Here is a 23,790-nt window from a genome sequence, read left to right on the forward strand (position 1 = left end):
GAGCCTGGCGCCACGCCCCGAGCCGCGCACGGCAGCCGGCGCATGGGCGCGACGCCCGCGGTCACGGCATTGGTCGCGCCCTGACCAGCGGCAGAAAGATGCGGTCGACCCAGGCCATGCGCAGATCCGGTGGCGGCGGCGAAAACGTCATGATCGCATGATAACGGAACAGGTCGGTCAACAGCGTCCTGACCGGTGGCGTGAGCTTTTCGGCGTCGATATCGCCGCGCGACACCGCCCGTTCCAGGATGCCACCCAGCGTGTCGGGGCCGCCGGATGTCAGGGCCGCCCGCAGATCGGTCGGCGTCGACGCCGTGTCGTGGAAGTATTCGCTCGTGAACAGGCTGAAGGCCGCGGCGATGGCCAGAGCGCGACGCGAGGCATGCTCCAGATAGTCGAGCAGTTCGGCGCGCACCTCGCCGCGATCTTCCACATGCAGAGGCGCCTTCGCCATCTGCTGCCGGATCGCGGCGATCGCCAGCGGCGCCTTGCCATCCCAGCGGCGGGCAAGCACCGGGCGGCTGGTTCCCGCACGTGCCGCAACCGCTTCCATGGTCATCCCGGCATAACCACGCTCGGTCAGCTCACTCCACGCCGCATCCAGAAGCGCCTCATCGAGATCTGCGCCGCGCCGGCGTCCCTTCATTTGATGACCGTCCCATTAAGATGCGCGTTTGCATCTTGACGATCACGCGCCGCGGATTCTATAGATGCATCACCGCATCTTATTAACGGGGTGACGACGTGACAAGAGCTTTTGCGCTGATGCGGCCGGTCGCCGCCGGCCTGTGGCTGACGCTTGGCGGACTGGCCATGGCCGCGGCGGCGCCCGCACAGGCGGCGTCGGCCCCGGCTCCGGCAAAGCCCGCGGAGGATCACTGGACATTGGGCGCCGGCGTCGCCGCCGTTCCGGTGTTTCAGGGATCTGAAGAATACAAGGCCCAGCCCCTGCCGCTGGTCGACGTCCAGTACGGGCGGTTGTTTGCGAAGGTCGGCGACGGAATCGGTGTCCACATCATCAGGGCGCCCCGCTTCACGGCCGGGATTGCTGTCAACTGGATGCAGGGCTATGACCAGGACGACGTTCCAGCCGGGCTGAACGGCGTGGATGATGCCCTGGGGGCACGGCTGTTCGTGTCGGGGCGATATCGGGGCGCGGTCGCGACGCTTGCGGTGACACAGGCGGTCACCGAGACCGACCGGGGCATGCTGATCAGCGCCGGCCTGGGCTATCCGGTCCAGGCGACCGACCGGCTGACGATCACGCCCAGCCTTGGCGCCACCTGGGCAAATGCCCGCTACATGACCAGCTATTTCGGGGTGGATGCGTCGGAGGCCGCCGCCTCGGGTTTCGACCGCTATACGCCCACAAGCGGCTTCAAGGACATCTCGCTGCGCGTCAGTGCCAGCTATCGCATCACCGACAGCATCCGCGCGGTCGGGTCGGTCGGTGCCACGCAGCTTCTGGGCGATGCCGCCGACAGCCCGTTCGTGGAACAGAAGGCCCAGCCGATCGCACTGATGGGCCTGACCTATACCTTCTGATCGACCACACAGCAACGGCGCCCCGGTTCGAACGGGGCGCCGTTGGTGGCATGACCGGACCTGACGCCTTGCCGGCGCTCAATCCGCCAGTGGCATCAGCCCCATTTCACGATCTTCTGGTCGATCGCACCGAAGATCGAATGGCCCGCGCGGTCGGTCATCTCGATACGCACCCGGTCGCCGAACGACATGAACGGGGTGTCGGGCCGACCGGCATCGATGGACTCGAGCATGCGCCGCTCGGCGATGCAGCAGGACCCACGGCTGCGGTCGAGATTTGAGACCGTGCCCGAGCCGATAATGGTGCCGGCCCCCAGATGCCGGGTGCGGGCGGCATGGGCAATCAGGCGCGGGAAATCGAAGGTCATGTCCTCGCCGGCTTCCGGCGCACCGAACACCGTGTCGTTCAGCCAGACCCGGAGCGGCAGATTGACCTTGGCCCCGTCCCAGGCGTCGCCAAGCTCGTCGGGGGTGACCGCGACGGGCGAGAAGCTCGATGCCGGCTTGGCCTGAAAGAAACCGAACCCCTTGCCGAGTTCGCCCGGGATCAGATTGCGCAGGCTGACATCGTTGACCAGCATCACCAGCACGATATGACCGCCGGCCTGATCGGGGGCGGTGCTCATCGCGACATCGTCGGTGACCACCGCCACCTCGGCCTCGAAATCGATACCGAACGCCTCGTCGGGGCATTCCACATCGTCCATCGGGCCGATGAACCGGTCGGACACGCCCTGATACATCAGCGGGTCATGCCAGAAATTCTCAGGCATGTCAGCGCCGCGCGCCTTGCGGACCAGCTCGACATGGTTCACATAGGCCGAACCGTCGGCCCATTGATAGGCGCGCGGCAGCGGCGCCATGGCGGCCACCGGGTCGAAGCCGAGCGCGCCCTCGGCCTCGCCCGCATTCAGCCGCTCGGACAGGGCCTGAAGCTTCGGCGCGGTTTCGGCCCAGCGGTCGAGCGCGCCTTGAAGCGTCGCGGCAATGCCATCGGCAGGCACGCATTGCGTCAGGTCGCGAGACACCACAACCAGCCGCCCGTCGCGGCTGCCGTCCTTCAGCGTCGCCAGCTTCATTATTCGGCCGCCTCGTTGGTTGCAGCAGGCGCGGTCCGCCAACTGTCGACATAACCCGTCCATTCCACCGACGCCGCCCCGGCCTGAACCTCCAGAGGGTCGCGGGTGTCGATCATCACCGCCACCTCGTCGGTCTCCTTGCGGGCCGCCTTCTGCCCCGTGGCGAAGGCCTTGGGATGCGGGCCATGGGCGAAACCCGCCGGGTGCAGGCTGATCATGCCGGGATGGATGTTGTCCCGGCTGAAGAACGAGCCCCGGTGATAGAAGATGAACTCGTCATAATCGACATTCGAATGGAAGAACGGCACCTTCAGCGCGCCCGGATCGGTTTCGATCGGCCGGGGCACGAAGGTGCAGACCACGAAACGTTCGCCAACGAAGGTGGTGTGCGCCGAGGGCGGCAGATGATAGCGATGGCTCATCAGCGGCCGGATATCGCGCCAGTTCACCTTCACCGGCGCCAGATCGCCATGCCAGCCCACCGCATCCAGCGGGTTGTACGGGAACACCATGGTCGAGACCTGACCGAAGCGCTTCACCGCCACCCGGGTTTCGGTCTCGGCGCGCTGATCGTCGAAGGCCGCATCGATCTCAGGCACCGCCAGGATCGCCGGATCGAAGATCGCATGCGGCCCGACGATGCCCTTGTCGGGCAGCTTATAGGCGCTGTCGGTGGCCTCGATCATCAGGATGCGGGTCGGCGCCGACGGCACCAGGCGCCACATGGTGCCGCGCGGCAGCAGCAGATAATCGCCCTCGGTATAGCTCATATGACCGAAGTCGCAGAACAGGTCACCGGCGCCGTCATGGACGAACAGCAGCTCGTCGCCATCGGCGTTGCGCGCCAGATGGTCCATCGGCGCCTCGATCCGCCAGAAGCGGACCGTGCAGCGGCGGTTGCCGGCCAGCGGCTCGGCGGCCCAGGCGCTGTCGGGCACGGCGTCGAACTTCGTGGTGTCGAAGGCACGGGGCCGGATCGGCCCCTCGAACCGCACCCAGCCGGTGGGGGCATGGGCATGGTGGATATGGGCCGCGGGACCGAAGAAGCCCTCGCGACCGATCTCGTGCTCGAAGGTGCCATCCGGCAGGTCCGCATGGGCCTGACGCGAGGCGCGGCCTTCGACGCGCGGAATGTTGATCCAGTTACGCATCGGCGGTCAGAACCCCACGCTTGATCTGGTCCAGTTCCATGGCCTCGAACAGTGCCTTGAAGTTGCCCTCGCCGAAACCGTCATTGCCCTTGCGCTGGATGATCTCGAAGAAGATCGGGCCGATGACGTTTTCAGTGAAGATCTGCAACAGCATGCCGACATGATTGTCGGGCAGGCCGTCGATCAGGATATGCTCGCGGCGCATCCGGTCCAGGTCTTCACCATGGCCGGGCACGCGCGTGTCGACCATATCGTAATAGCTGCCGGGGGTTTCCAGGAAGGCGACGCCACGGCTGCGCATGCCCTCGACCGAGGCGAAGATCTCGGTGGAACCCAGCGCGATGTGCTGAATGCCCTCGCCGTTATAGGCTTTCAGATATTCCTCGATCTGCGACTTGTCGTCGGCCGACTCGTTGATCGGAATCCGGATCTGGCCGCAGGGGCTGGTCATGGCGCGCGAATGCAGCCCGGTCAGCTTGCCTTCGATGTCGAAATAGCGGATCTCGCGGAAATTGAACAGCTTGGTATAGAATTCGGCCCAATGATCCATCCGGCCGCGATGGACGTTATGGGTCAGGTGGTCGATATAGGACAGGCCCTGATCGGCCGCCTTCGGGTCGGCGCCGGCGATCGGCTCGAAATCGATGTCGTAGATCGTGCCCTTCGAACCATAGCGGTCGACCAGATAGATCACGCTGCCGCCGATGCCCTGGATCGCCGGAATGTTCAGCTCCATCGGCCCGACCTGGCCCTGATGGGGCTTGGCACCCAGCTCGATCGCGCGCTTATAGGCGAAACCCGCATCCTTCACCCGGAACGCCATCGCACAGGCCCCCGACCCATGCACGCGGGCGAATGACTGCGCGAAGCTTTCGGGCTCGGCATTGATGATGAAGTTGATGTCGCCCTGGCGATAGAGGGTGACGTTCTTGCTGCGGTGGCGGGCGACGGCGGCAAAGCCCATCCGTTCGAACAGCGCGCCCATCCCGGCCGGGTCGGTGCTGGCGAACTCGACGAATTCGAAGCCGTCGGTCCCCATCGGGTTCTCGAACCCGAACGGCGTATCGCCACCGGTCCTGCCGTCGGCACTGGTCATGGTTTCGGTGCTCATCGCTTTCCCCCTCGACACGCCGCGGCTAGGATCGGCCAAGAGCACCCTGAACGGGACATGGCGGCCACGCCGGCACAAGGCGGCGGCGGGCAAGCGGACCGGACCGTTCCAGAGGCTCGACGCTGCCGCCGGCTTCTGATAGTTTCATTTGTAACTAAGTTGCCGTCACACCCACGGCTTGTCAAGTGGAGCACGCTGTCCTCGTGACACCCGACGACACCTCCCGCGCATCATCGCAACCCGCCGCGACCCCGGATCGTTCCACCACGACCGATGCATCGCCATCATCAGTGCCCGCCATCCCCCGCCTCCCCAACCCGGCCCGGGGTGAGGATGGCCGCAGTCTGCGGCTGGAACGGTTTCTGCCCTATCGGCTATCGGTGCTGGCCAACCGGATTTCATCCACCCTGGCACGCGCCTATGCCGACACCTTCGACCTGACCATTCCCGAATGGCGGGTGGTGGCGGTGCTGGGCCGGTTCGCGCCGCTCACCGCCAACGCGATCTGCGATGCGACCGAGATGGACAAGGTGACGGTCAGCCGCGCCGTGCAACGGCTGGAGCGTGCGGGGCGTATCGAGCGGACGGTCGACGACGCCGACCGCCGGCGGGTGCTGCTGCGGCTGTCGCCGGCCGGGCTCGACATCCTGGCCCGGATCGCGCCCTTGGCGCTGGATTATGAAGACCGGCTGATCGCGGAGCTGACCCCCGCCGAGCGCGAGGCGCTGGTGCTGCTGATCGACCGGCTGACCGATATGGCATCCCGCACCGTCGCGGGCACGAAAGATGATCCGGCACGATAATGCGCCGCACAATCCTGGGCATTCATGGTGAATATCCATCAAGAGCGAAGTATACGACCGTTCCACACAAGCCATGCGCGTAAAGGCACTTCGCACCCGGGCGGTTCGCGAACCCTGGCGTTTATTCGCTGCCGCAGTGCATATCCGCTCTTGTTGCAGCGCCACATTTTCGCCTACAGTTAAACAAAGGTGAACATACGGACGTCGAACCGGCACACGGCAGGATGGTATGCAGCCCCCGCATCCCTCGCCGGAACCGATGGTCTGATGCAAGCAATACGCGGCTTTACCGCGACCAGGAACGACAGGGGGTTTTACCATGACCAACCAGATGCCCATCGCCGTCCAGCGCGCCACCAATGGCGTCGGCACGGGTACCGTTTCTGCCCAGAAAGTCCGCGGACTGATGCAGGGGTTGAGCGACGACGTGCGCCGCTTTTCCACCGGCAATCAGGAAATCGCCGCCCGCACACGACTGCTGGCCCTGAACGCCGCCATCGAGGCCGCGCGCGCCGGAACCGCCGGCCGCGGCTTTTCGGTGGTCGCGGGCGAGGTTAAAAGCCTGGCCGAACAGGCCGATGGCGCCGCCAAGCGGTTTCAGCAGGAAATCATCGGCCGGATCGCCGATTGCGAGGCGGTGACCCAGCGTCTGGTCGCCCAGCGCGGCCAGGAACTGGCCAAGGCCCTGGTGCAGTTGATCGTGCGCAACCTGTATGAACGCACCTGCGACGTGCGCTGGTGGGCCACCGACAGTGCCTTCTGGCAGGCCTTGGAGCAGCCGTCGAAAGAGGCGCTCGACCACGCGGCCCGCCGGCTCTCGGTCATCCATCGCTATTACACGGTCTATACCAATCTGGTCCTCACCGACGCCAATGGCCGGGTGGTGGCCATGGCCGACGAGCGGTTCCAGCGGCTGCGCGGCGCCGATCTGTCGCGGGAAGCCTGGGTGCGCGACGCGCTGGCGACGCGCAGCGGCGACGATTACATCGTCGACGACGTCCGCACCGACGCGCTGCACGACAACAGCTCGGTTCTGGTCTATGCGACCGCGGTCCGCGAGGGCGGGCGTACCGACGGCCGGGTGATCGGCACGCTCGGCATCTATTTCGACTGGGAACGTCAGGGCCGGTCGATCGTGGTCGACGAGCCGTCGCTGTCGGCGGATGAATGGACCCATTCGCGGGTGTTGCTGCTCGACCGTGCCCGGCGGGTGATCGCGGCCTCCGACGGCCAGGGCCTGTACCAGACCTTCCATCTGTCGACCGATGGCGCCAAGCAGGGCACATACATGACCGGCGACACGATCGTCGGATTCTCGGAAACCATCGGCTATCAGGAATATGATGGCCTGGGCTGGATGGGCGTTGTTGTCCAGCGCATGCGCTGATCCGGCGACATCAGGCGACGGATCAGCCGACACCGGCCGCGCATCATCCGGATTTGACACGTCCGGTCTCCCGTTTGGCCGGCCACTCCCGTAAGATGGGTGGCCGGCCCAACCGATCCTCGGTGCCGGCCCGGCCGTGATGGCCGTTCCGGAAGCCCGGCACCCTGATGATCGCGCGCGCCTGATGACCACACTCCACGGACACCCGACCATCCCGGCAGCGCGGCTGCGACACAGGCGGCTGCTGCGGCGGCTGCGCGGTCTCAGCGGCGCGGTACTGCTGGTCTTCGTGACCGGCCATCTGATCGCCCATGCCAGCGGGTTGTTCGGCATCGGCGCCGCCCAGTTGATGCTCGACGTCACCATGGCGCCGTGGACACGGACGCCCGGCGCGCAACTGCTCACCATCGCCTTCGTCGTCCACGCAGCGCTTGGGCTTCACGCGCTCTACAGCCGCCGCAGCCTGCGGATGCCGTGGACCGAGATGCTGCAACTGGTTCTGGGTCTGGCCATGCCGCTGCTGCTGGCGGCCCATGTGGTGGGAGTGCAGGCGGCGCTGGACGAACAGACCGGCATCGACAGCTATACCCGGATCATGGCGATCCTGTGGACGCCGACCGGCGCCTTGCGTCAGATCATCCTGATGGGCATCGTCTGGGCCCATGGCATGATCGGTCTGGGATTCTGGATGAAGGCGCGCAGCGCAGCGCCGCTGTGGATCAATGCCTGGAGATTGCTGTCATGGCTGTTGCCGCTGACAGCCCTTCTGGGCTTCATCGATACCGGGCGCAGCGTCGCATCGCTGATCCAGGTCGGCGTGCTGCCGGCCAGCCTGACCAGCCTCAGCCCCGGCGCATTTGCCCGCGCTCACGAAACCGAGGCCTGGATGGTCAATGGCTGGGTGGCCATGGTGGCGCTGACCTTCGCCCTGCGGGGTGCCGTCTATCTGGCATCCCTGCGCCACGACCGGGTGACGGTCTCGTATCCGGGCGGGCGCAGCGTGCGGGTACTGCCCGGCACATCGGTTCTGGAAGCCAGCCGCCTCGGCGGGATCTCGCATGCCGCGGTCTGTGGCGGCCGCGGGCGTTGTTCCACCTGCCGGGTCGAGGTCACCCGCGGCGGCGAGTATCTGAAGCCGGCCGATGCCGATGAAGCCGCCCTGCTGAAGAAGATCCGGGCCCCCGACGGCGTGCGCCTGGCCTGCCGGCTGCGCCCCGATCACGCCCTGACGGTGCAGCCGCTGCTGCGCGCCCATACCCCCAGCCACCGCCTGACCACCGATCCGATGGTCCATGGCGGGCGGGAGCAGAAGGTGGTGATCCTGTTCACCGACATCCGCGGATCGACGGCGATCGCCGAACAGCGGCCGCCCTATGACATCATGTTCCTGCTGGAACGCTATTTCGAAACCATCGGCGGCGCGGTGGAAGCGGCGGGCGGCACGCCCAACGCCTTTGTCGGCGACGAGGTGATGGCGATCTTCGGCGCCGATGAAAGCTTCGAAGAGGCGGCGGCCCATGCGCTTCGTGCCGCCGGCGAAATCGCCCACCGGCTGGACGTGCTGAACCAGAGCCTGACCCGCGATCTGGGCCAGCCGCTGCGGATCGGCATCGGCATCCATGGCGGCGCCGCGGTCGTGGGGCGGCTGGGCTATGGCGAAACCCGGATGCTGACCGCGGTTGGCGACACGGTCCATGTCGCCCGGCGGCTGGAAGAGCTGACCAAGGCCCATGCCTGTCTGCTGGTGGTGTCGGATGACGTGCTGACCGCGGCCGGAAAATCACCCCAGGCGCTGAACGCCACCCGCCATGAAATCACCGTCCGCGGCCGGACCGAGCCACTGTCGGTGCATGCCGTGCCGGCCGATGCGGTGCGCCGGCTGAACGACTGATCCGGCCCGATCTGATCATCCAGCCGGCGCCACGTCGAACAGCAGGCCGTCACGCTCCCAGGCGCGGATGCAGGCATAATCCGCCGCCAGAACCGCCTGATCCTCGTGCAGCAGATAGACCACGCCGGGGCTGCTGAAGAAATCCACGGTCGGCGCAAGCAGGCTGCCGATCGGGGCGATGTTGATCCGCGAGACATAGGATGCAAGCCGCTCCAGCCGCGACAGGCCCTGATGGCTGGTGATCCGGCCGGTCTGCCCGGATATCAGCGCCACGCACCAAAGATGGCCCTGCATGCGATAGGGCACGTCCGCCGCCGCCCGGTCCAGTCGGGCGCTGAACCCCTCAGGATCCGTGCAGGCATCCACGGCCAGCGTCACCTGGGTCTCGCCCAGTGCCGCCATCACCGCACGCTGTTCAACCGTGCCCATCAGCCGGGCGGCGGTCTCGATCAGCACCGGCCCCGCATCGGTCAGCATCACCTCGGTATGTGCCGGCCCGTGGCTGATGCCCAGGGCATCGAGAACCGCCATGGTGTAATCGGCCAGCAGCGCCTGTACCGGCCCGTCGGCCGGCAGCAGCATTTCCAGATCGTTGATGAACGCGGCCTCGGCGACCTGGCGCTTGCTCTCAACCCAGATCTCGGCCACCAGATGGCGGCCGGCCAGGCTGATGGTGTTGATGAAATACTGGCGGCCCTGCAGAAACCCCTGGATCAGCACGTCGTCATTGATCAGCCCCAGCCGGTTGCGCTTGCCATGGATGCGGGCAAAGGCCTGATCCAACTGGTCCGGGGTCTGGCAGATGGTGACGCCATCGGTGCCGGCGCTGTTCAGCGGTTTCACCACCACCGGCCACCGGCCCTGATCGCGCGCCCAGTCGCGCGCGGCCGGGGCATCGCCGGTCCGAAACTGCGGCGCGGTGGCAAGCCCCGCCCGCGCCACCGCCCGCGCCATCAGGAACTTGTCGCGGCGCGCGGCGCTGAGTGCCGTGCCATTGCCGGCAAGCCCCAGGCCTTCCGCCAGCGCATCGGCCAGTTCCACCCCGATCTCGGCCCCCGGCAGCACCGCACGCGGACGGAACGGCGCCAGCGCCGCCAGCGTCTCGGCCAGATCGCCGCGATGGGTGATGCCGGCGCGATAGGTCTCAGGTCGATGCACCGCCTGATAGACCGGATCGATATCGGGCCGGCTCGACACATGGACACAGGCCCAGCCCCGGCGGGCGAATTCCGGCGCCAGCGCGGCACCGGTGGAATAGCCATCCACGATCACCGCCACCGGTCTGTCGTCACCGGTCGTGCCACCATCGGTCATGGCTCCACCCCCGCCGCCGCCACGCGCGACGGGCGCCTGATCCGGAACAGGCCCACATAGCCGGAAACCACCAGCATCACCACCCCAAGTACCGTCAGCCCCGACCAGTGCACCCAGGCGCTGAACGCCTGGAAGCCCAGTGTGAACAACGGACACAGGCCGATGATGATGTTCACATGGAAGATCCGGCAGTATTTGATCCCCACCTGCAAGGCATAAAGCGGGGCTGCAACACCGAACAGGCCGATGATCACCACCCCGCCCAGATCGGGCAGCGGCAGGGCGAAGCGGCCCAGCACCAGAGCCAGCACCGCCGCCAGGGCCACCAGCACATAGAAGCGATGCGCCATGATGCCCACCGGCGACATCCCCGCCCCCGACAGCTTCTTGGCCCAGACGCTGGCCAGCGTGGCGGAGATGCCGCCCGCGGTTGCCGAGGCGAGGCCGGCAAGGGTCTGGGCGGGCGTGGCGTCGATCACCAGCCCCTGTCCGGCCGTGGCGCTCCAGGCCAGCAACAGACAGGCGGCCAGGATGCCGAGCCCGCTCAACAATTCGTCTCCGCCGATCGGGCGGCCGGTCCAGCGGCGCCACAACAACACCGCCAGCGGCCCCACACCGCCGCTCAACCCGCCCGCCACCGCCGGTTCCAGATAACGCAGGGCGAAATACAGCCCCAGCCAGGCGCCGGTGGTGGTCAGGTTCATCACGATGAACAGCCGCAGCACGGATGCGGCCGGCACCGGGCCTGGCTGCACCCGGCTGCCGCCCCGCTCCAGCCGGTGCAGGATCTGGAACACCACCACCACCAGCCCGAAACACAGCGTGATCAGCACGAAAGGATCGGCGGTCTGCAGCACATGGCCGGCATAGACCTCTTTGGCGGCGCTGGTGACGTTATAGGCCAGGATCGCGCCGATCCCCAGCATCACCAGCGGCCGCGCATGCCGGTAGCTGTCGGCATCGGGCGTCATTGCGATATCGGAGGGCGAGCCGTCGGCGGCGGCACGATCTTGGCTCATGGACGCATCATTTCTGTCTGATGTTGCGCAACACGTCGCGATAATACCGGCTGAAGAAGGCGCGATAGGATGGCTCGCTATAGATCACATCGGCCTGGATGATGCGGTCGATCGCCGCCAGCCGCGCGATCGGCGCATTGGCCAGCCAGTGATGCGAACTGTGAAAGTTGTTGCCGTTGACGAACCAGCTGACCGCCGGATGGGTGACGATGCGGCGGCTGTTCAGAAGCGCGCTGCCGTTGTCCATGATACAGCCGAAATGCTCCGGTAGTTGAATATGAAAGTTCAGAATCGCCGCCGGGATCAGCGGAATGAACCACAGCCACAGGAAGACCGGCCGGCCGATCGCCAGATCGATCGCGACCGCCGCCACCAGACAGCCGCTCATGATCCGGAAGCTGCTGCGGATGCGGCGCTCCGACCGGTTGCGCGCGGGCATGGGGCCGCGCACCGCCCGCCAGCATTTGCCCAGCGCCGCGCGGAAATGGTCGATCGACAGCAGGTTGCGCCACAGGATCAGCCAGCTATGGATCGCCTCGGGCTTATAGGCGAAGGCCTCGTCGCGGACATCGACATGGTGACGGGCATGGCTGACCCGCCATTCCTCGAAGCTGGTCAGCATCGGGATCGCCAGGGCGGTGCCGACCAGCCGGTTCAGCGCCCGGCTGCGGAAGGCGATGAAATGCATGCATTCATGGGCGAATTCCAGATTGCGGGCATAGACGATGCCGATCAGCACCGCGCCCAGAACCTGCACCGCCAGATGGCCACTGCCCAGAACCGCCCAGGCGCCGATCCCCCAGATCAGCCCCTGTTCCAGCATCCGCAAGACGAACCGCCGGCTGTCGATGCGCATGAAACCGGCATCGGCCGCGATCCGCAGCCGCTCGGGCGCCAGTCGCCGTTCCGCCAGCGCCGCCCCCGCCTCGGCCCCCGCCGGTTCCGCGATGGCGCGGCCATGAGATGCCGCCACGCTCCCCCCTGGCATCACCGCGTCGGTCATGGCTGCCGCTCCGATCCGGCGACGTCATCGGCCGCCAGATCATTGGCCGGCGCATCCAGGCCGGGTGCCGCATCCAGATCGGTATAGACCATCTCGGTGGTCTCGTGGTCGATCTCGCGGCTCCAGTCGGCGACACTCGCCCAGGCCAGGTTGACGATGGTCCGCTGGGTCGGGTTCTGCAGCGGATAGACGCTGTGCAGGGTGGTGTCGGAGCGCAGGAAATAGATGTCGCCCGATGTCAGGCCATAGGACCGGATCGGGTGCCGGCACAGGGTTTCGAACAACTGCGGGTCGTTCTTGTCCCAGTGTGTCCCGGGCACGCATTGAATGAAGCCGCCATCCTGAACCGCCGGCGCCTCCAGCACCCAGACCATGCCATAGGCATAATCGTCCCAATGCCAGCCATGGGTGTCGCCCGGCTGGTTCATCCGCGAGATGACGAACTGTTCCTCGTCATAGGGGCACAGCACCACCTCTTCGCCGGCGATCCGGCTGGCCAGTGCCAGCAGGGGGGCCGCACGATACAGGGTCGGGATCAGCAGACTGTGCTCGGCGATATAGCCGCGCTTCACCGACCTCAGCCGTCGCGGCGTGTTGGACGTCGTCGGCAGCCGGATATGCCGGCGCACGGCATAGCCGTCGATCAGCGCCTCGACATCGGCGCGCAAGGCGGCCATCACCTCAGGGGGGCAGATCTCGGACACCACCACCAGCCCTTCCGCCAGGAAGCGTCGCCGCCACCCGGCCAGAACCTCGTCGGTCACCACCTCGGCGATGCGATCGGCGATCAGCCGGTCGATATCGGCCGGATCGATCAACATCCCGTCGGTCGGATGCCCATTGGTCGGATGCCCATTGGTCGGATGCCCATTGGTCGGATGGTCGGCTGCAGCACTGCTCATGCGCTCCCTCCTGTCTGCGACACGTCTTTGACGGACATCCTGGTCACTGCGACCACGCCGTCGGTTCCCGGTCCCAGCGATGATCACGCAGGGCGGCCACAAGATCGGGCGGCAGCGCCCGGCCGTCACTGGTGGCGGTGTTGCTGCGGACATGATGGCTGGACCGCATGCCCGGAATGATCGTGTGCACATCCCGGTTGGCCAGAATGAAGCGCAAGGCCAGTTCGGCCATGGTCATGCCCTCGGGCACCAGCGGCCGCAGGCGTTCGGCATGCGCGACGCTCGCCTCAAGGTTCTCGGGCACGAAATAGGAATTGCGCCAATCGCCCTCGGGCCAGGTGGTGTCGCGTGAGAGCGTGCCGGTCAGCGTGCCCTCGTCGAACGGCACCCGCGCGATCACGCCCAGATCCAGCGACCGGCACAGCGGCAGCAACGCATCCTCCGGCGCCTGATCGAAGATGTTGTAGATCACCTGCACCGCGTCGATCAGCCCGGTCGGCAGCACCTTCAGGGCGTTCCACGGCTCCCAGCGGTTGATGCTGATGCCAAGGCCGTGGATGTGCCCCCGCGCCTTCAGATCGGCCATGGTGTCCTGCCATGACGGATCGTCGGTCCAGCTATCCTCCCAGACGTGGAACTGCATCAGGTCGATACAGTCGACGCCCAGATTGCGGCGGCTGCGCTCGGTATAGTCACGGATGTGATCGGGCGGATAGACATCCGCCAGCCGCGACTGGCGGGTCGAGGGCCAGTTGCGGTCCTTGGGCGGGATCTTGGTCGCCACATAAACGCGCGGCCCTCCCAACTCGCGCAGCAGCCGGCCCAGCAGCACCTCGCTGTGGCCACGGCCATAGATCCAGGCGGTGTCGAAAAAATTGACCCCCCGCTCCACCGCCTCGTGCAAGGCCGCCAGACTGGCGTCGTCGTCATTGCCGGTCCAGCCGCCCTCGCCGCCGCCGATCCCCCAGGTGCCATAGCCGATCTCGCTGACCATCCAGCCCAGCCGGCCCAGTTTCCGATACTCCATGTCACGCCCCTTGCAAGGTCGATGGGTCAATGGGTGGCGGTTGTCAGGGCACGCCCACCGACGCCGCATCTGCCGCCACCACCAGATCGCGCTGCCGGTCGAACCAGGGCGCCAGCAGCGCCCGATCCACCGGCGGCCAGACCAGACCGGCATCGGCCATGGCGGCGCGGGTCGCCGTGCAGCCGAACATCAGATCCTTGTCGACGATCAGCCCGGCCACCGCGTCGTCATCGATCGCACCGCTACCCGGCGCCGGCTGCGGCAGCACCGCCAGCGCCGCCCCCAGCACGATGTCGCGTCCGGTTTCAAACGCATCGGTCAACCGGGCGTGAAAGACCGGATAGCTCACCCGCGACAGGCGGAAGCCCTGGGCCTCGGCCTCGTCCAGCACGGCCGCGAACGGTGTCGACAGGCCGTGCAGGTGAAAGCGTGCCGCGTCATCGGCCATATCGGCTGCGCCGCCCACCCGGCCGGCGATGAACCGGCAGGCGATATCGACCGGGCTGTAATCGAAGCGCAGCGCGGTCGGAAAACGCAGCCCCAGCCGCAGGCAGGCCGCCATCAGCAGATCGGGCACCGCGCGGGGGTTGCCATGGCCGCTGGTGCCATGGGGCAGCATCTCGCCCAGGCGATAGAGGGTGACGGCGAAGCCGCGCCTGCAGGCCTGATCGACCAGGTGCTCGGCCGCCCATTTCGACTGGCTGTAGCCGTCGCGCGGCAACACCCGGCGATCGGCGGTCATGGCCTCGGTGACCGGCCCGGGGCCGGGCTCGCGGGCAAAGACGCTCAAGGTCGACAGGTGATGCAGCACCTTCGGTCGCCCCTGCCCCGCCAGACGCAGCAGCGTTTCGACCCCACCCACATTGGCCGCCGCATGGGCGTCATAGCCGTGCAGCATGTTGACCAGCGCACCGGCATGAACGATCTCGTCGATCTCGTCCGCCAGGGCCTGATATGGCGCAGGCGGAAGACCCAGCGCCGGCGAGGCCAGATCGCCTGCCAGCACCCGCACCCGAGCGGCGCCCGGCGGCGACGCATAGCCGGCGGCACGGCTCGCCGCCTCCAGCCGGGCCGCCGCCGCCGCCGCATCGCCGGCACGGATCAGGCAGACGACATCCACCGCCGGTCGCGCCAGCAACGCCTGAAGAAGATGCACCCCGACGAAACCGGTGGCGCCGGTCAACAGCACGCGCACCCGCCCGTCTGCCCGCGGGGTCCCCGGCAGCGCCGGCCGGATATCCGGCGCCAGCACGATATCGGGCACCTGACCGGCATCGGATGCCTTGCCCATGTCCCCGCGCCCCAGAGCAACATCCGGCCGCAGCCGGCGGTGATCGATCAGCGCCGCCATCGCGCCCAGCGTCTGATGCCGGAAGATGTCCTCGGCGGTGATCCGCAGGCTGAAATGGCGGCTGAGGTCCAGGGCCAGGACCAGTGCCGTCAGGCTGGTGCCGCCCAGGTCGAAGAAGCCGTCATCCGGTGCCGTGGGTGCCAGATGCAGCGCCGACCGCCAGCGCCCCGCCACGGCGGCAAGTGTGTCGTCGCCCAGCGATGCCGGCGCACCGGCCGCATCCTGCACCCGGTCCGCGGCGATCCGCGCCAGAGCTTTGCGATCGACCTTGCCGTTCGGGTTCAACGGCAGTGCGTCCAGGAACAGGACGCGCTGCGGCACGCAGTAACGCGGCAGCCGGCCGGCCAGGAAGCGGCGCAATGCGATGGCATCCTGGTCGCGGCCCGCGGCATCGCCCCGCAGCACCACGCAGGCGACCAGCTCCCGGGTGGCGCCCTGATCGAACACCACCACACGGGTGGCGCGGATATCGGGATGCCCGGCCAGAACCAGCTCGATTTCGGCGAGTTCGATGCGCACGCCGCCGATCTTGACCTGATTGTCCAGGCGCCCGACATAGCCCAGCCGGCCGTCGCGGCGCCAGAAACCCAGATCGCCGGTGCGATAGAGCTGGTGGCCGGGGATCTCCGCGAACGGGTTGTCGATGAACGCCGCCGCGGTCTTGTCCGGCTCCCCCAGGTAGCCGGCGCCCAGACAATCGCCACCGATCTGGATCTCGCCGATCGCCCCCGGCGGTGCCAGCAGACCGCGTTCGTCGCGAACCACGGCGAAGGTGTTGTCGATCGGCGTGCCGATCGGGATCGCCCGGTCATCCTCATCGGTGACATGATGGAAGATCGATCCGATCGAGGCTTCGGTCGGGCCATAGGTGTTGACGATACCGACACCCGGCAGCATCCGGCGGAAACGGCGCACCGCCCGCGGGTCGATTTCCTCACCACCGATCAGCAGATGGCGCAGCGATGCCAGACGCGGTGCCTGATCGGGCTCGGCGGCCAGCAGATCGACCATGGCGTTGAAGATCGACGGCACAAAATCGGTCATCTCGATCCGGTGCGCCTGGATGGTGGCGATGGTCGATGCCAGATCGAGCACGCCGCCGGTCTTGGGGATCACCACATGGCCGCCGATGGTCAGCGGCCACAGCAACTGCCAGATCGAGCTGTCGAAGACATGGCGGCTGTTCTGAAGCACCACCGGCGCCGCGCCATTGGCCGCGAAACGCCGGGTCATCACCCCGAAACGGTTCAGCAGGCCGTGATGCAGGTTGAGCGCGCATTTCGGCAGGCCGGTCGAGCCCGAGGTATAGAAGCCATAGATCAGATCGCCGGCCACCACCCCCTGATCGGGCAGCCGGGCCGCGTGCAGATCGGGCGATGCCAGCAAATCGGCAAGATCCACCCGCACGGCCGGAAACGCCTCCGGCACCAGCGCCGGATCGCGGCACAGCACCAGCGGCGGCGACAGCGCCGCCAGCAGGTCGCGCACCCGTGGTCCCTGCCAGCCGTCATCCATCGGCACGAAGGCGGCACCAAGTTTCATCAGCGCGATCATCGCCAGGGGCAGGTCCAGGCCATTGGGCATCAGCATCGCCACCAGATCGCCCTTGGCGACACCGGCGGTCTGCAACTGCCGGGCCAGCAGATCGGCCGCATCATCCAGCGCGCCATAGCTGACCGTCACACCGTCATGGGTCAGGGCCGGCCACTCGGGATGCCGGACGGCCTGATCCTGAAACAGATGCAGGGCGGTGGTGTCGATGGCATAGGGCATGCGTGGGCCGTTGGTCTCGACCAGCAGGCGATGCCGCAAGGCCGGCCCAACCAGATCGACCTGTTCCACCGGACACTCCGGATCGTCGAGCGCCGCCGTCAACAGGCGCAGGGCGGCATCGGCCATGTCCTCGACATCCGCCTCGTCGAGCGGCGTCCGGCAGCGGCCGCGATCGATCATGATCGACAATCCCGCCCCTTCGCCATTCCAGTACAGGGCGTCGATGCGGCAGGCGATCGGCGCCGCGATCCGGCGCTGGGAGCCGCCGCCCAGATCGAGCATGACATCGGCCATGTCCGGCCCATGATCGTCGCCCCGCCCATGATCGTCGCCCCGCCCCTGATCGTCGCCCCGCCCGCCTGCCGCCAGCACCGCCGCATCGGCAAGCCGGGCAAGCGTCTGACCTGCCGTCACATCCAGCGTCACACGTCGCGGTGGTGCGCCTGATTCGGCGACATCGATCACGACCCCTGGCGTGCCGCCCCGCCAACGGAAGGCCAATGCGGCCAGGGTGGCGGTCAGGATGGCCGCGAGCGGCCGGTTCAGCGGCGCCAGCGCCGGCAGGGGGTGGCAGACACTGCGGTCACGGCCCGACATGGGTGCGGGCACGCGGCTTTTCGCGGCATGTTGCTCCATCGTCAACAGCTCCAGATACAACACCACATCGTCATGTCCGGGCGCGTTCAGGCACAGGTCGACCGTCGGGGGCCGGACGCGATCGTCCCCCGTCGGCCGGGCCCGGGCCCGCCCCGATCATGTCGGATTGTCTGATTGTTCTTCTTGGCCGCCCCTTATCGGGTGCGTGCTGGTCGGTGGAAGGTCGGTAACGGCGGCAGCGTCAGCCTGTGGCGCGCAGGGCCCCAAGCCGCGTTTCGATGGCATCCCAGACATCCCGTTCCAGGGTGACATCGTCGAGGCGGTTGATTTCCTGGATACCGGTCGGGCAGGTCACGTTGATCTCGGTCAGGTGGTCGCCGATCATGTCGATGCCGACCAGGGTCAGGCCGCGCGCGCGCAGTTCCGGCCCGATCGCCTCGCAGACCAGATGATCACGCGCGGTCAGGCTGGTCTTCACCGGCTGGCCGCCGACATGCATGTTGGCGCGGGCCTCGCCCGATTGCGGCACACGCAGCACGGCGCCGCGCGGCTCGCCATCGATCAGGATGATGCGCTTGTCGCCATCGCGCACCGCCGGCAGATATTTCTGCACCACCAGCGGCTCGCGGCCGCGTTCGGCATAAAGCTCCAGCAGCGCCGACAGGTTCTCGTCATCCGGCTTCAGATGGAACACGCCAAGACCGCCATGGCCATAGAGCGGCTTCAGGATGATGTCGCGATGCTCGGCGCGGAATGCCGCGATCTCGTCCTTCGACGACGAAATCAGGGTCGGCGGCATCAGATCGGGGAAACGGGTGATGAACAGCTTTTCGGGCGCGTTGCGCACCTCGGCCGGATTGTTGGTCACCAGCGTTTGCGGCCGCACATGCTCCAGCAGATGGGTGCTGGTGATATAGGCCAGATCGAAGGGCGGATCCTGGCGCAACAGCACCACGTCGATATCCGACAGCCGCACCCGCTCACGCGGGCCACGGCGGAAGTAATCGGATTTCACGCGCTGAAGGCCCAGCGGCCAGGCCTCGGCAACGACGCCATCCGGCGCCAGGCTCATGCCCGACGGCAGGTAGTAATACAGCTCATGTCCGCGCCGCAGGGCTTCCAGCCCCAGCATCAGCGTGGTGTCCCCGTCGAAATTGATGCTTTCGATCGGATCCATCTGCAAGGCGACGGTCAGGGCCATGGTTCCTCGGCGGCAAAGCGAACGGATCGTTGGCATACCGCCGCGATCCATCGATCATCAAGCTCTCGCGGACCATATCATTCTATCAGGGGTTGGTCTATCGCCACGATGCATTTATGGCCGCGATACGAAACCTGTGGTAGATCGCGGCGCGGGGCATGGCATGCCCCACGCCGCGCGGGTCACTCGGTGCCGTCGAGTTCCGGATAATGCCGGAACAACCCGTCTTCATTGAAGGAGAGCCGCCGGTCGCTGGCCAGATAGGCGGCGATCCGGGGGCTGGCCGCCACGCGCCCGACCACAGCCGCGACCGCCGGAAACTGCCCGTCCAATGCCGCCATCCGGCGGGGAAAAGCATAGCGCAGACCCGCCACGGTCTGGAACAGGCCCAGATCGGCATAGCTCATCCGCGCGCCCACCAGCCAGTCGGCGCCATGGCGGTTGCGGGTCAGCACCCGTTCATACCAGCCGAGAAACTTCGGAATGCGCTGGCTGCGAAAACCTGCTGCCCGACGCTGCGCCTCAGGTCTCTGGTCGTCGTAATATGCCCACGAGCCCAGAGGATGATGGACATCATGCGCCTCGGCCGCCAGATCGGCGGTGGTCAGCGCGATCTGACGGGCGAACAGCCGCTCGGGCTCTGTGTCCGGCGCCAGATCGAAGGTCTCGCCCAGATAGGCACAGATCAAGGGCGTCTGGGCGATCAGCATGTCGCCCACTTTCAGCACCGGGCAGGCAAAGGGCGTGAACGGCTCGGTCGGATCGCCCAGAATGGCGGTCAATCCCGCCATCCCGCCGCCCTGGCGTTCCGGCAGCCGCGCCATGTCGCGCCAGGGCGCATCCACGGCTTCCAGCACCAGCCGGACATATTCACCGCGGCCGGGCAGGCCCGGCCAGTAATACAGTTCCATGGTCATCGCGCTCGGCGTCCTCGATAGGCGGTGAGCCGGGGTCGCGTCCGCGGGCCATGTCTCCGGTCAGATCAGGCATCCATTCAGATCAGGCCGGCCAATGGCGAGGACGGATCGGCATAGAATTTCCGTGGCATCCGCCCGGCCCGATAGCCGAGCCGGCCGGCCTCGATCGCGGCCTTCATCGCCCGCGCCATCAGAATCGGGTCGCGGGCACCGGCGATCGCCGTGTTCATAAGCACGCCGTCGCAGCCAAGTTCCATCGCCACCGCCGCATCCGACGGCGTGCCGACGCCGGCATCGACCAGCACCGGCACGCTGGACTGTTCGATGATGATCCGGATGTTGACCGGGTTCTGAATGCCGAGACCCGAGCCGATGGGGGCTGCCAGCGGCATGATCGCGCAGCAGCCCAGATCCTCAAGCCGCTTCGCCACGATCGGATCATCGCTGGTATAGACCATGACGTCGAACCCGTCGCGGATCAGCGCCTCGGCTGCCTTCAGGGTTTCGGTCACGTCGGGATACAGGGTCTTCTGGTCGCCAAGCACTTCCAGCTTCACCAGATTCCAGCCGCCGGCCTCACGCGCCAGCCGCAGCGTGCGCACGGCATCGTCGGCGGTGAAACAGCCGGCCGTGTTGGGCAGATAGACGTATCGCTTGGGGTCGACATAATCCATCAGCATCGGCGCGTTGGGATCGGTCACGTTCACCCGGCGCACCGCCACGGTCACGATCTCGGCGCCCGATGCCTCGATCGCGCGGGCGGTTTCCTCGAAATCCTTGTATTTGCCGGTGCCGACCAGCAGGCGCGAGGTGAAGCGCCGGCCTGCGACCGTGAACGGGTCGTCATCGGCCGGCGCCGCCTGGGGTGCCGCGGCACCACTGCCGCCGCCGATGAAATGCACGATCTCCAGCCGGTCACCATCGGCGACCCGGACCTGATCGAACTCGGTGCGGCGCACGATTTCCAGATTGCGTTCGACGGCGATCTTGCGCACATCGAGCCCCAACTGCCCGATCAGCTCCGCCACCGACGGTGTGCCGTCGATTTCGCGTGGCTCGCCATTGATCATCAGTCGCATGCCAGCAGTCTCCGCATCCAGATAAGGTCCGCAACGCCAGGCTGGCCGCGGAAGCGGGCCCCGCCGTCGCCTATCCCGGTATGCTCCGGTGGCAGACATCCGGCGGTCGTTCGCGCCCGCCGGCGCAACCGGCGCGTGCCATGAGGCGGATGGAGCCGTTCGAACGGCGTTGCGCCCCGCGGCACGGGTGCTTTATAACGCAGGGCTGACGTGGCGTCCTCTCCTAATCACCGTCCACGGGGTATAGACAGCCCGCATGGCGCCGACCATCCTGGTCCTCAACGGACCCAATCTGAACCTGCTCGGCAGCCGCGAGCCCGCTATCTACGGGCACACGACGCTGGACGATATCCGCTGCCTGTGCGAAAGCCGCGCGGCCGGCGTCGGCCTTGCCGTGGATTTCCGCCAGACCAACCACGAAGGCGTTCTCGTGGACTGGATCCAGGACGCCCGCATCTCGGCGGCAGGGATCATCATCAATCCCGCCGCGTACACTCATACCTCGGTCGCCCTGCTCGACGCGCTGTCGGCGACGGCGCTTCCGGTGATCGAGGTGCATCTGTCGAATATCCATCGTCGCGAGCCGTTCCGGCATCATTCCTATGTGTCGACGGCGGCGGTCGGCGTGATCTGCGGCCTGGGGGCCACAGGTTATGCGCTGGCGGTCGAGGCGATGGCCGGGCTGCTCCGCCAGGCGGGCACCCTTGCGGCCACGAAGGACCAATCGCATGTCTGACACCAAGGCACATGCCGTCGATACCGCCCTGATCCGCGAACTGGCACTGCTGCTCGACGAAACCGGCCTGACCGAAATCGAGGTCGGCGCCGGCGAAAGCCGCATCCGCATCGCGCGGCAGGCGGCGCAGATGGCGGCGCCCCAGATGATGTACCAGGCACCGGCTGCCGCCGCGGTGGTCGCAGCCGCGGCCCCGGTCGCCGCCGTCAGCGACCCCGCATCCCATCCGGGTGCGGTGCCGTCGCCGATGGTCGGCACGGTGTATCTGTCGCCTGAACCGGGTGCCGCCGCCTTCATCGCCGAGGGGCAGACGGTCCGCGAGGGCCAGACCCTGTTGATCATCGAGGCGATGAAGGTCATGAACCACATCCGTGCCCCGCGCGGCGGCGTCGTCGCCCAGGTGCTGGTGAAGAACGGTCAGCCGGTCGAGTTCGGCGAGCCGCTTGCAATCATCGAGTGACGCTGGAGCGATCGACCCCCATGTTCGAGAAGGTGCTGATCGCCAATCGCGGCGAAATTGCCCTGCGCATCCATCGCGCCTGCCGGGAAATGGGCATCCGCACCGTCGCGGTCCATTCCACCGCCGACGCGGATGCCATGCATGTCCGGCTGGCGGATGAGAGCGTGTGCATCGGCCCGCCGGCCGCGCGCAATTCGTATCTCAACATCCCGGCGATCATCGCCGCCGCCGAGATCACCGGCGCCGAAGCGGTTCATCCGGGTTACGGCTTCCTGTCCGAGAACGCCCATTTCGCCGACATCGTCGAAGCCCACGGCCTGACCTTCATCGGCCCGACGCCCGACCATATCCGGCTGATGGGCGACAAGATCGAGGCCAAGCGCGCCGCGAAGGATCTGGGCCTGCCGCTGGTGCCCGGCACCGACGGGCCGGTCACCGATGAAGGCGAGGCGATGAAGATCGCCATCGAGATCGGCTTTCCGGTGCTGGTCAAGGCCGCGGCCGGCGGCGGCGGGCGCGGCATGAAGGTGGCCGAGAACCCCGAAGGCCTGCGCGAAGCCCTGCAGACCGCCCGCGCCGAGGCCAAGGCCGCCTTCGGCTCGGATGCGGTCTATCTGGAAAAATATCTGGCCAATCCGCGCCATATCGAGATCCAGGTGCTGTGCGACACCTTCGGCACGGTGGTGCATCTGGGCGAGCGCGACTGTTCGCTTCAGCGCCGCCACCAGAAGGTGCTGGAAGAGGCGCCGTCGCCGGCGATCGACGCCGCCGACCGCACCCGCATGGGCGAGGTCGTGGCCGATGCGATGCGCAAGCTGGGCTATCGCGGCGTCGGCACGGTGGAATTCCTGTACGAGAACGGCGAATTCTACTTCATCGAGATGAACACCCGGCTTCAGGTCGAACATCCGATCACCGAGGCGATCACCGGGATCGATCTGGTCCGCGAGCAGATCCGTGTCGCGGCCGGCCAGCCGCTGGGCTTCACGCAGAGCGACGTGCGCATCCAGGGCCATGCCATCGAGTGCCGGATCAATGCCGAGAACTCCGACACCTTCGCGCCCTCGCCCGGCCGGGTCGATACCTATCATGCCCCGGGCGGCCTGGGCGTGCGGGTGGATAGCGGGCTGTATCAGGGCTATCGGGTGCCGCCGCATTACGACAGCCTGATCGCCAAGCTGGTGGTCCATGGCCGCAACCGCAATGAATGCATCATGCGGCTGCGCCGGGCGCTGGACGAATATGTGATCGCCGGCATCGACACCACCCTGCCGCTGCATCAGCGCATCGCCCGCCACCCGGATTTCGTCGACGGCGTCTACGACATCCGCTGGCTGGAAGCCCTGGTCGCCAATCGCGGCTGAAACTGATCCATCCATCACCGTGGCAACGGGCGGGCCGGACATGCGTTCGGCCCGCCCGTTGCCGTTTTCCCGCCATCTTC

20 protein-coding genes are annotated in these 23,790 nt (G+C 67.0%); 7 read left to right on the top strand and 13 right to left on the bottom strand.

The window, feature by feature from the left end; genetic code table 11:
• Positions 1 to 61: 61 nt before the first annotated feature.
• Positions 62 to 646, bottom strand: a complete 585-nt coding sequence (locus WG924_RS12565) for a TetR/AcrR family transcriptional regulator (RefSeq protein ID WP_345933388.1) — start codon at positions 644 to 646, stop codon at positions 62 to 64.
• Positions 647 to 744: 98 nt separating this feature from the next.
• On the opposite strand from WG924_RS12565, the gene WG924_RS12570 reads away from it, so the two are divergent.
• Positions 745 to 1,545: a MipA/OmpV family protein gene (locus WG924_RS12570; protein WP_345933389.1), complete on the top strand. Its 801-nt coding sequence runs from the start codon at positions 745 to 747 to the stop codon at positions 1,543 to 1,545.
• Positions 1,546 to 1,640: 95 nt separating this feature from the next.
• On the opposite strand, the gene WG924_RS12575 is transcribed toward WG924_RS12570, so the two are convergent.
• The 3 genes from WG924_RS12575 to hppD are packed head-to-tail and all read right to left on the bottom strand — an operon-like array spanning position 1,641 to position 4,886.
• Complete coding sequence (locus WG924_RS12575) at positions 1,641 to 2,624, bottom strand: fumarylacetoacetate hydrolase family protein (RefSeq protein WP_345933390.1); 984 nt, start codon at positions 2,622 to 2,624, stop codon at positions 1,641 to 1,643.
• A complete protein-coding gene (locus WG924_RS12580) occupies positions 2,624 to 3,775 on the bottom strand; it encodes a homogentisate 1,2-dioxygenase (protein ID WP_345933391.1) in 1,152 nt (383 codons plus the stop codon). Before WG924_RS12580 ends, WG924_RS12575 begins: the two co-directional genes overlap by 1 nt.
• Positions 3,768 to 4,886: a 4-hydroxyphenylpyruvate dioxygenase gene (gene hppD, locus WG924_RS12585; RefSeq protein WP_345933392.1), complete on the bottom strand. Its 1,119-nt coding sequence runs from the start codon at positions 4,884 to 4,886 to the stop codon at positions 3,768 to 3,770. Before hppD ends, WG924_RS12580 begins: the two co-directional genes overlap by 8 nt.
• A gap of 203 nt (positions 4,887 to 5,089) precedes the next feature.
• Between hppD and WG924_RS12590 the strand changes: the two genes are divergently transcribed.
• The 3 genes from WG924_RS12590 (at position 5,090) to WG924_RS12600 (ending at position 8,967) form a co-directional block, all read left to right on the top strand.
• Positions 5,090 to 5,689, top strand: coding sequence for a MarR family winged helix-turn-helix transcriptional regulator (locus WG924_RS12590; RefSeq protein WP_345933393.1), 600 nt, complete (start codon positions 5,090 to 5,092; stop codon positions 5,687 to 5,689).
• A gap of 331 nt (positions 5,690 to 6,020) precedes the next feature.
• Positions 6,021 to 7,076 (top strand): methyl-accepting chemotaxis protein, encoded by a 1,056-nt coding sequence (locus tag WG924_RS12595; protein ID WP_372045157.1) that lies wholly within the window; start codon positions 6,021 to 6,023, stop codon positions 7,074 to 7,076.
• 184 nt (positions 7,077 to 7,260) lie between these two features.
• Positions 7,261 to 8,967, top strand: coding sequence for an adenylate/guanylate cyclase domain-containing protein (locus WG924_RS12600; RefSeq protein WP_345933395.1), 1,707 nt, complete (start codon positions 7,261 to 7,263; stop codon positions 8,965 to 8,967).
• A 15-nt stretch (positions 8,968 to 8,982) separates the two neighbouring features.
• Here WG924_RS12600 and WG924_RS12605 read toward each other — a convergent pair whose 3' ends face one another.
• The 9 genes from WG924_RS12605 to thiS form a co-directional block, all read right to left on the bottom strand.
• Positions 8,983 to 10,281, bottom strand: a complete 1,299-nt coding sequence (locus tag WG924_RS12605; protein ID WP_345933396.1) for an ATP-grasp domain-containing protein — start codon at positions 10,279 to 10,281, stop codon at positions 8,983 to 8,985.
• On the bottom strand, positions 10,278 to 11,300 hold the full coding sequence (locus WG924_RS12610) for a DMT family transporter (protein ID WP_345933397.1): 1,023 nt from the start codon (positions 11,298 to 11,300) through the stop codon (positions 10,278 to 10,280). Before WG924_RS12610 ends, WG924_RS12605 begins: the two co-directional genes overlap by 4 nt.
• A gap of 7 nt (positions 11,301 to 11,307) precedes the next feature.
• Positions 11,308 to 12,303 (bottom strand): fatty acid desaturase family protein, encoded by a 996-nt coding sequence (locus WG924_RS12615; protein ID WP_345933398.1) that lies wholly within the window; start codon positions 12,301 to 12,303, stop codon positions 11,308 to 11,310.
• The gene (locus WG924_RS12620) at positions 12,300 to 13,205 is read right to left on the bottom strand and encodes a HalD/BesD family halogenase (protein ID WP_345933399.1); all 906 of its coding nucleotides are present in this window, start codon (positions 13,203 to 13,205) and stop codon (positions 12,300 to 12,302) included. The genes WG924_RS12615 and WG924_RS12620 overlap by 4 nt, the downstream gene beginning before the upstream one ends.
• Before the next feature lie 43 nt (positions 13,206 to 13,248).
• Entirely contained in the window at positions 13,249 to 14,232 is a 984-nt protein-coding gene (locus tag WG924_RS12625; protein WP_345933400.1) for an aldo/keto reductase, read from the bottom strand.
• A gap of 43 nt (positions 14,233 to 14,275) precedes the next feature.
• Positions 14,276 to 17,992 (bottom strand): amino acid adenylation domain-containing protein, encoded by a 3,717-nt coding sequence (locus WG924_RS12630; protein WP_345933401.1) that lies wholly within the window; start codon positions 17,990 to 17,992, stop codon positions 14,276 to 14,278.
• 202 nt (positions 17,993 to 18,194) lie between these two features.
• Complete coding sequence (gene gshB, locus WG924_RS12635) at positions 18,195 to 19,154, bottom strand: glutathione synthase (RefSeq protein WP_345933402.1); 960 nt, start codon at positions 19,152 to 19,154, stop codon at positions 18,195 to 18,197.
• 182 nt (positions 19,155 to 19,336) lie between these two features.
• On the bottom strand, positions 19,337 to 20,071 hold the full coding sequence (locus WG924_RS12640; protein WP_345933403.1) for a glutathione S-transferase: 735 nt from the start codon (positions 20,069 to 20,071) through the stop codon (positions 19,337 to 19,339).
• Positions 20,072 to 20,148: 77 nt separating this feature from the next.
• On the bottom strand, positions 20,149 to 21,150 hold the full coding sequence (gene thiS, locus WG924_RS12645; protein ID WP_345933404.1) for a sulfur carrier protein ThiS: 1,002 nt from the start codon (positions 21,148 to 21,150) through the stop codon (positions 20,149 to 20,151).
• 256 nt (positions 21,151 to 21,406) lie between these two features.
• Between thiS and aroQ the strand changes: the two genes are divergently transcribed.
• From aroQ to accC, 3 genes are read left to right on the top strand one after another with little or no spacing between them, the layout of a single operon-like run.
• The gene (gene aroQ / locus WG924_RS12650) at positions 21,407 to 21,886 is read left to right on the top strand and encodes a type II 3-dehydroquinate dehydratase (protein ID WP_188577712.1); all 480 of its coding nucleotides are present in this window, start codon (positions 21,407 to 21,409) and stop codon (positions 21,884 to 21,886) included.
• Positions 21,879 to 22,346: an acetyl-CoA carboxylase biotin carboxyl carrier protein gene (gene accB, locus WG924_RS12655; protein ID WP_345933405.1), complete on the top strand. Its 468-nt coding sequence runs from the start codon at positions 21,879 to 21,881 to the stop codon at positions 22,344 to 22,346. The genes aroQ and accB overlap by 8 nt, the downstream gene beginning before the upstream one ends.
• Before the next feature lie 20 nt (positions 22,347 to 22,366).
• Positions 22,367 to 23,710 (top strand): acetyl-CoA carboxylase biotin carboxylase subunit, encoded by a 1,344-nt coding sequence (gene accC, locus WG924_RS12660; RefSeq protein ID WP_345933406.1) that lies wholly within the window; start codon positions 22,367 to 22,369, stop codon positions 23,708 to 23,710.
• Positions 23,711 to 23,790: the final 80 nt, after the last annotated feature.

The sequence above is a fragment of the Tistrella arctica genome (assembly GCF_039630945.1).
Taxonomy (GTDB): Bacteria; Pseudomonadota; Alphaproteobacteria; order Tistrellales; family Tistrellaceae; genus Tistrella; species Tistrella bauzanensis.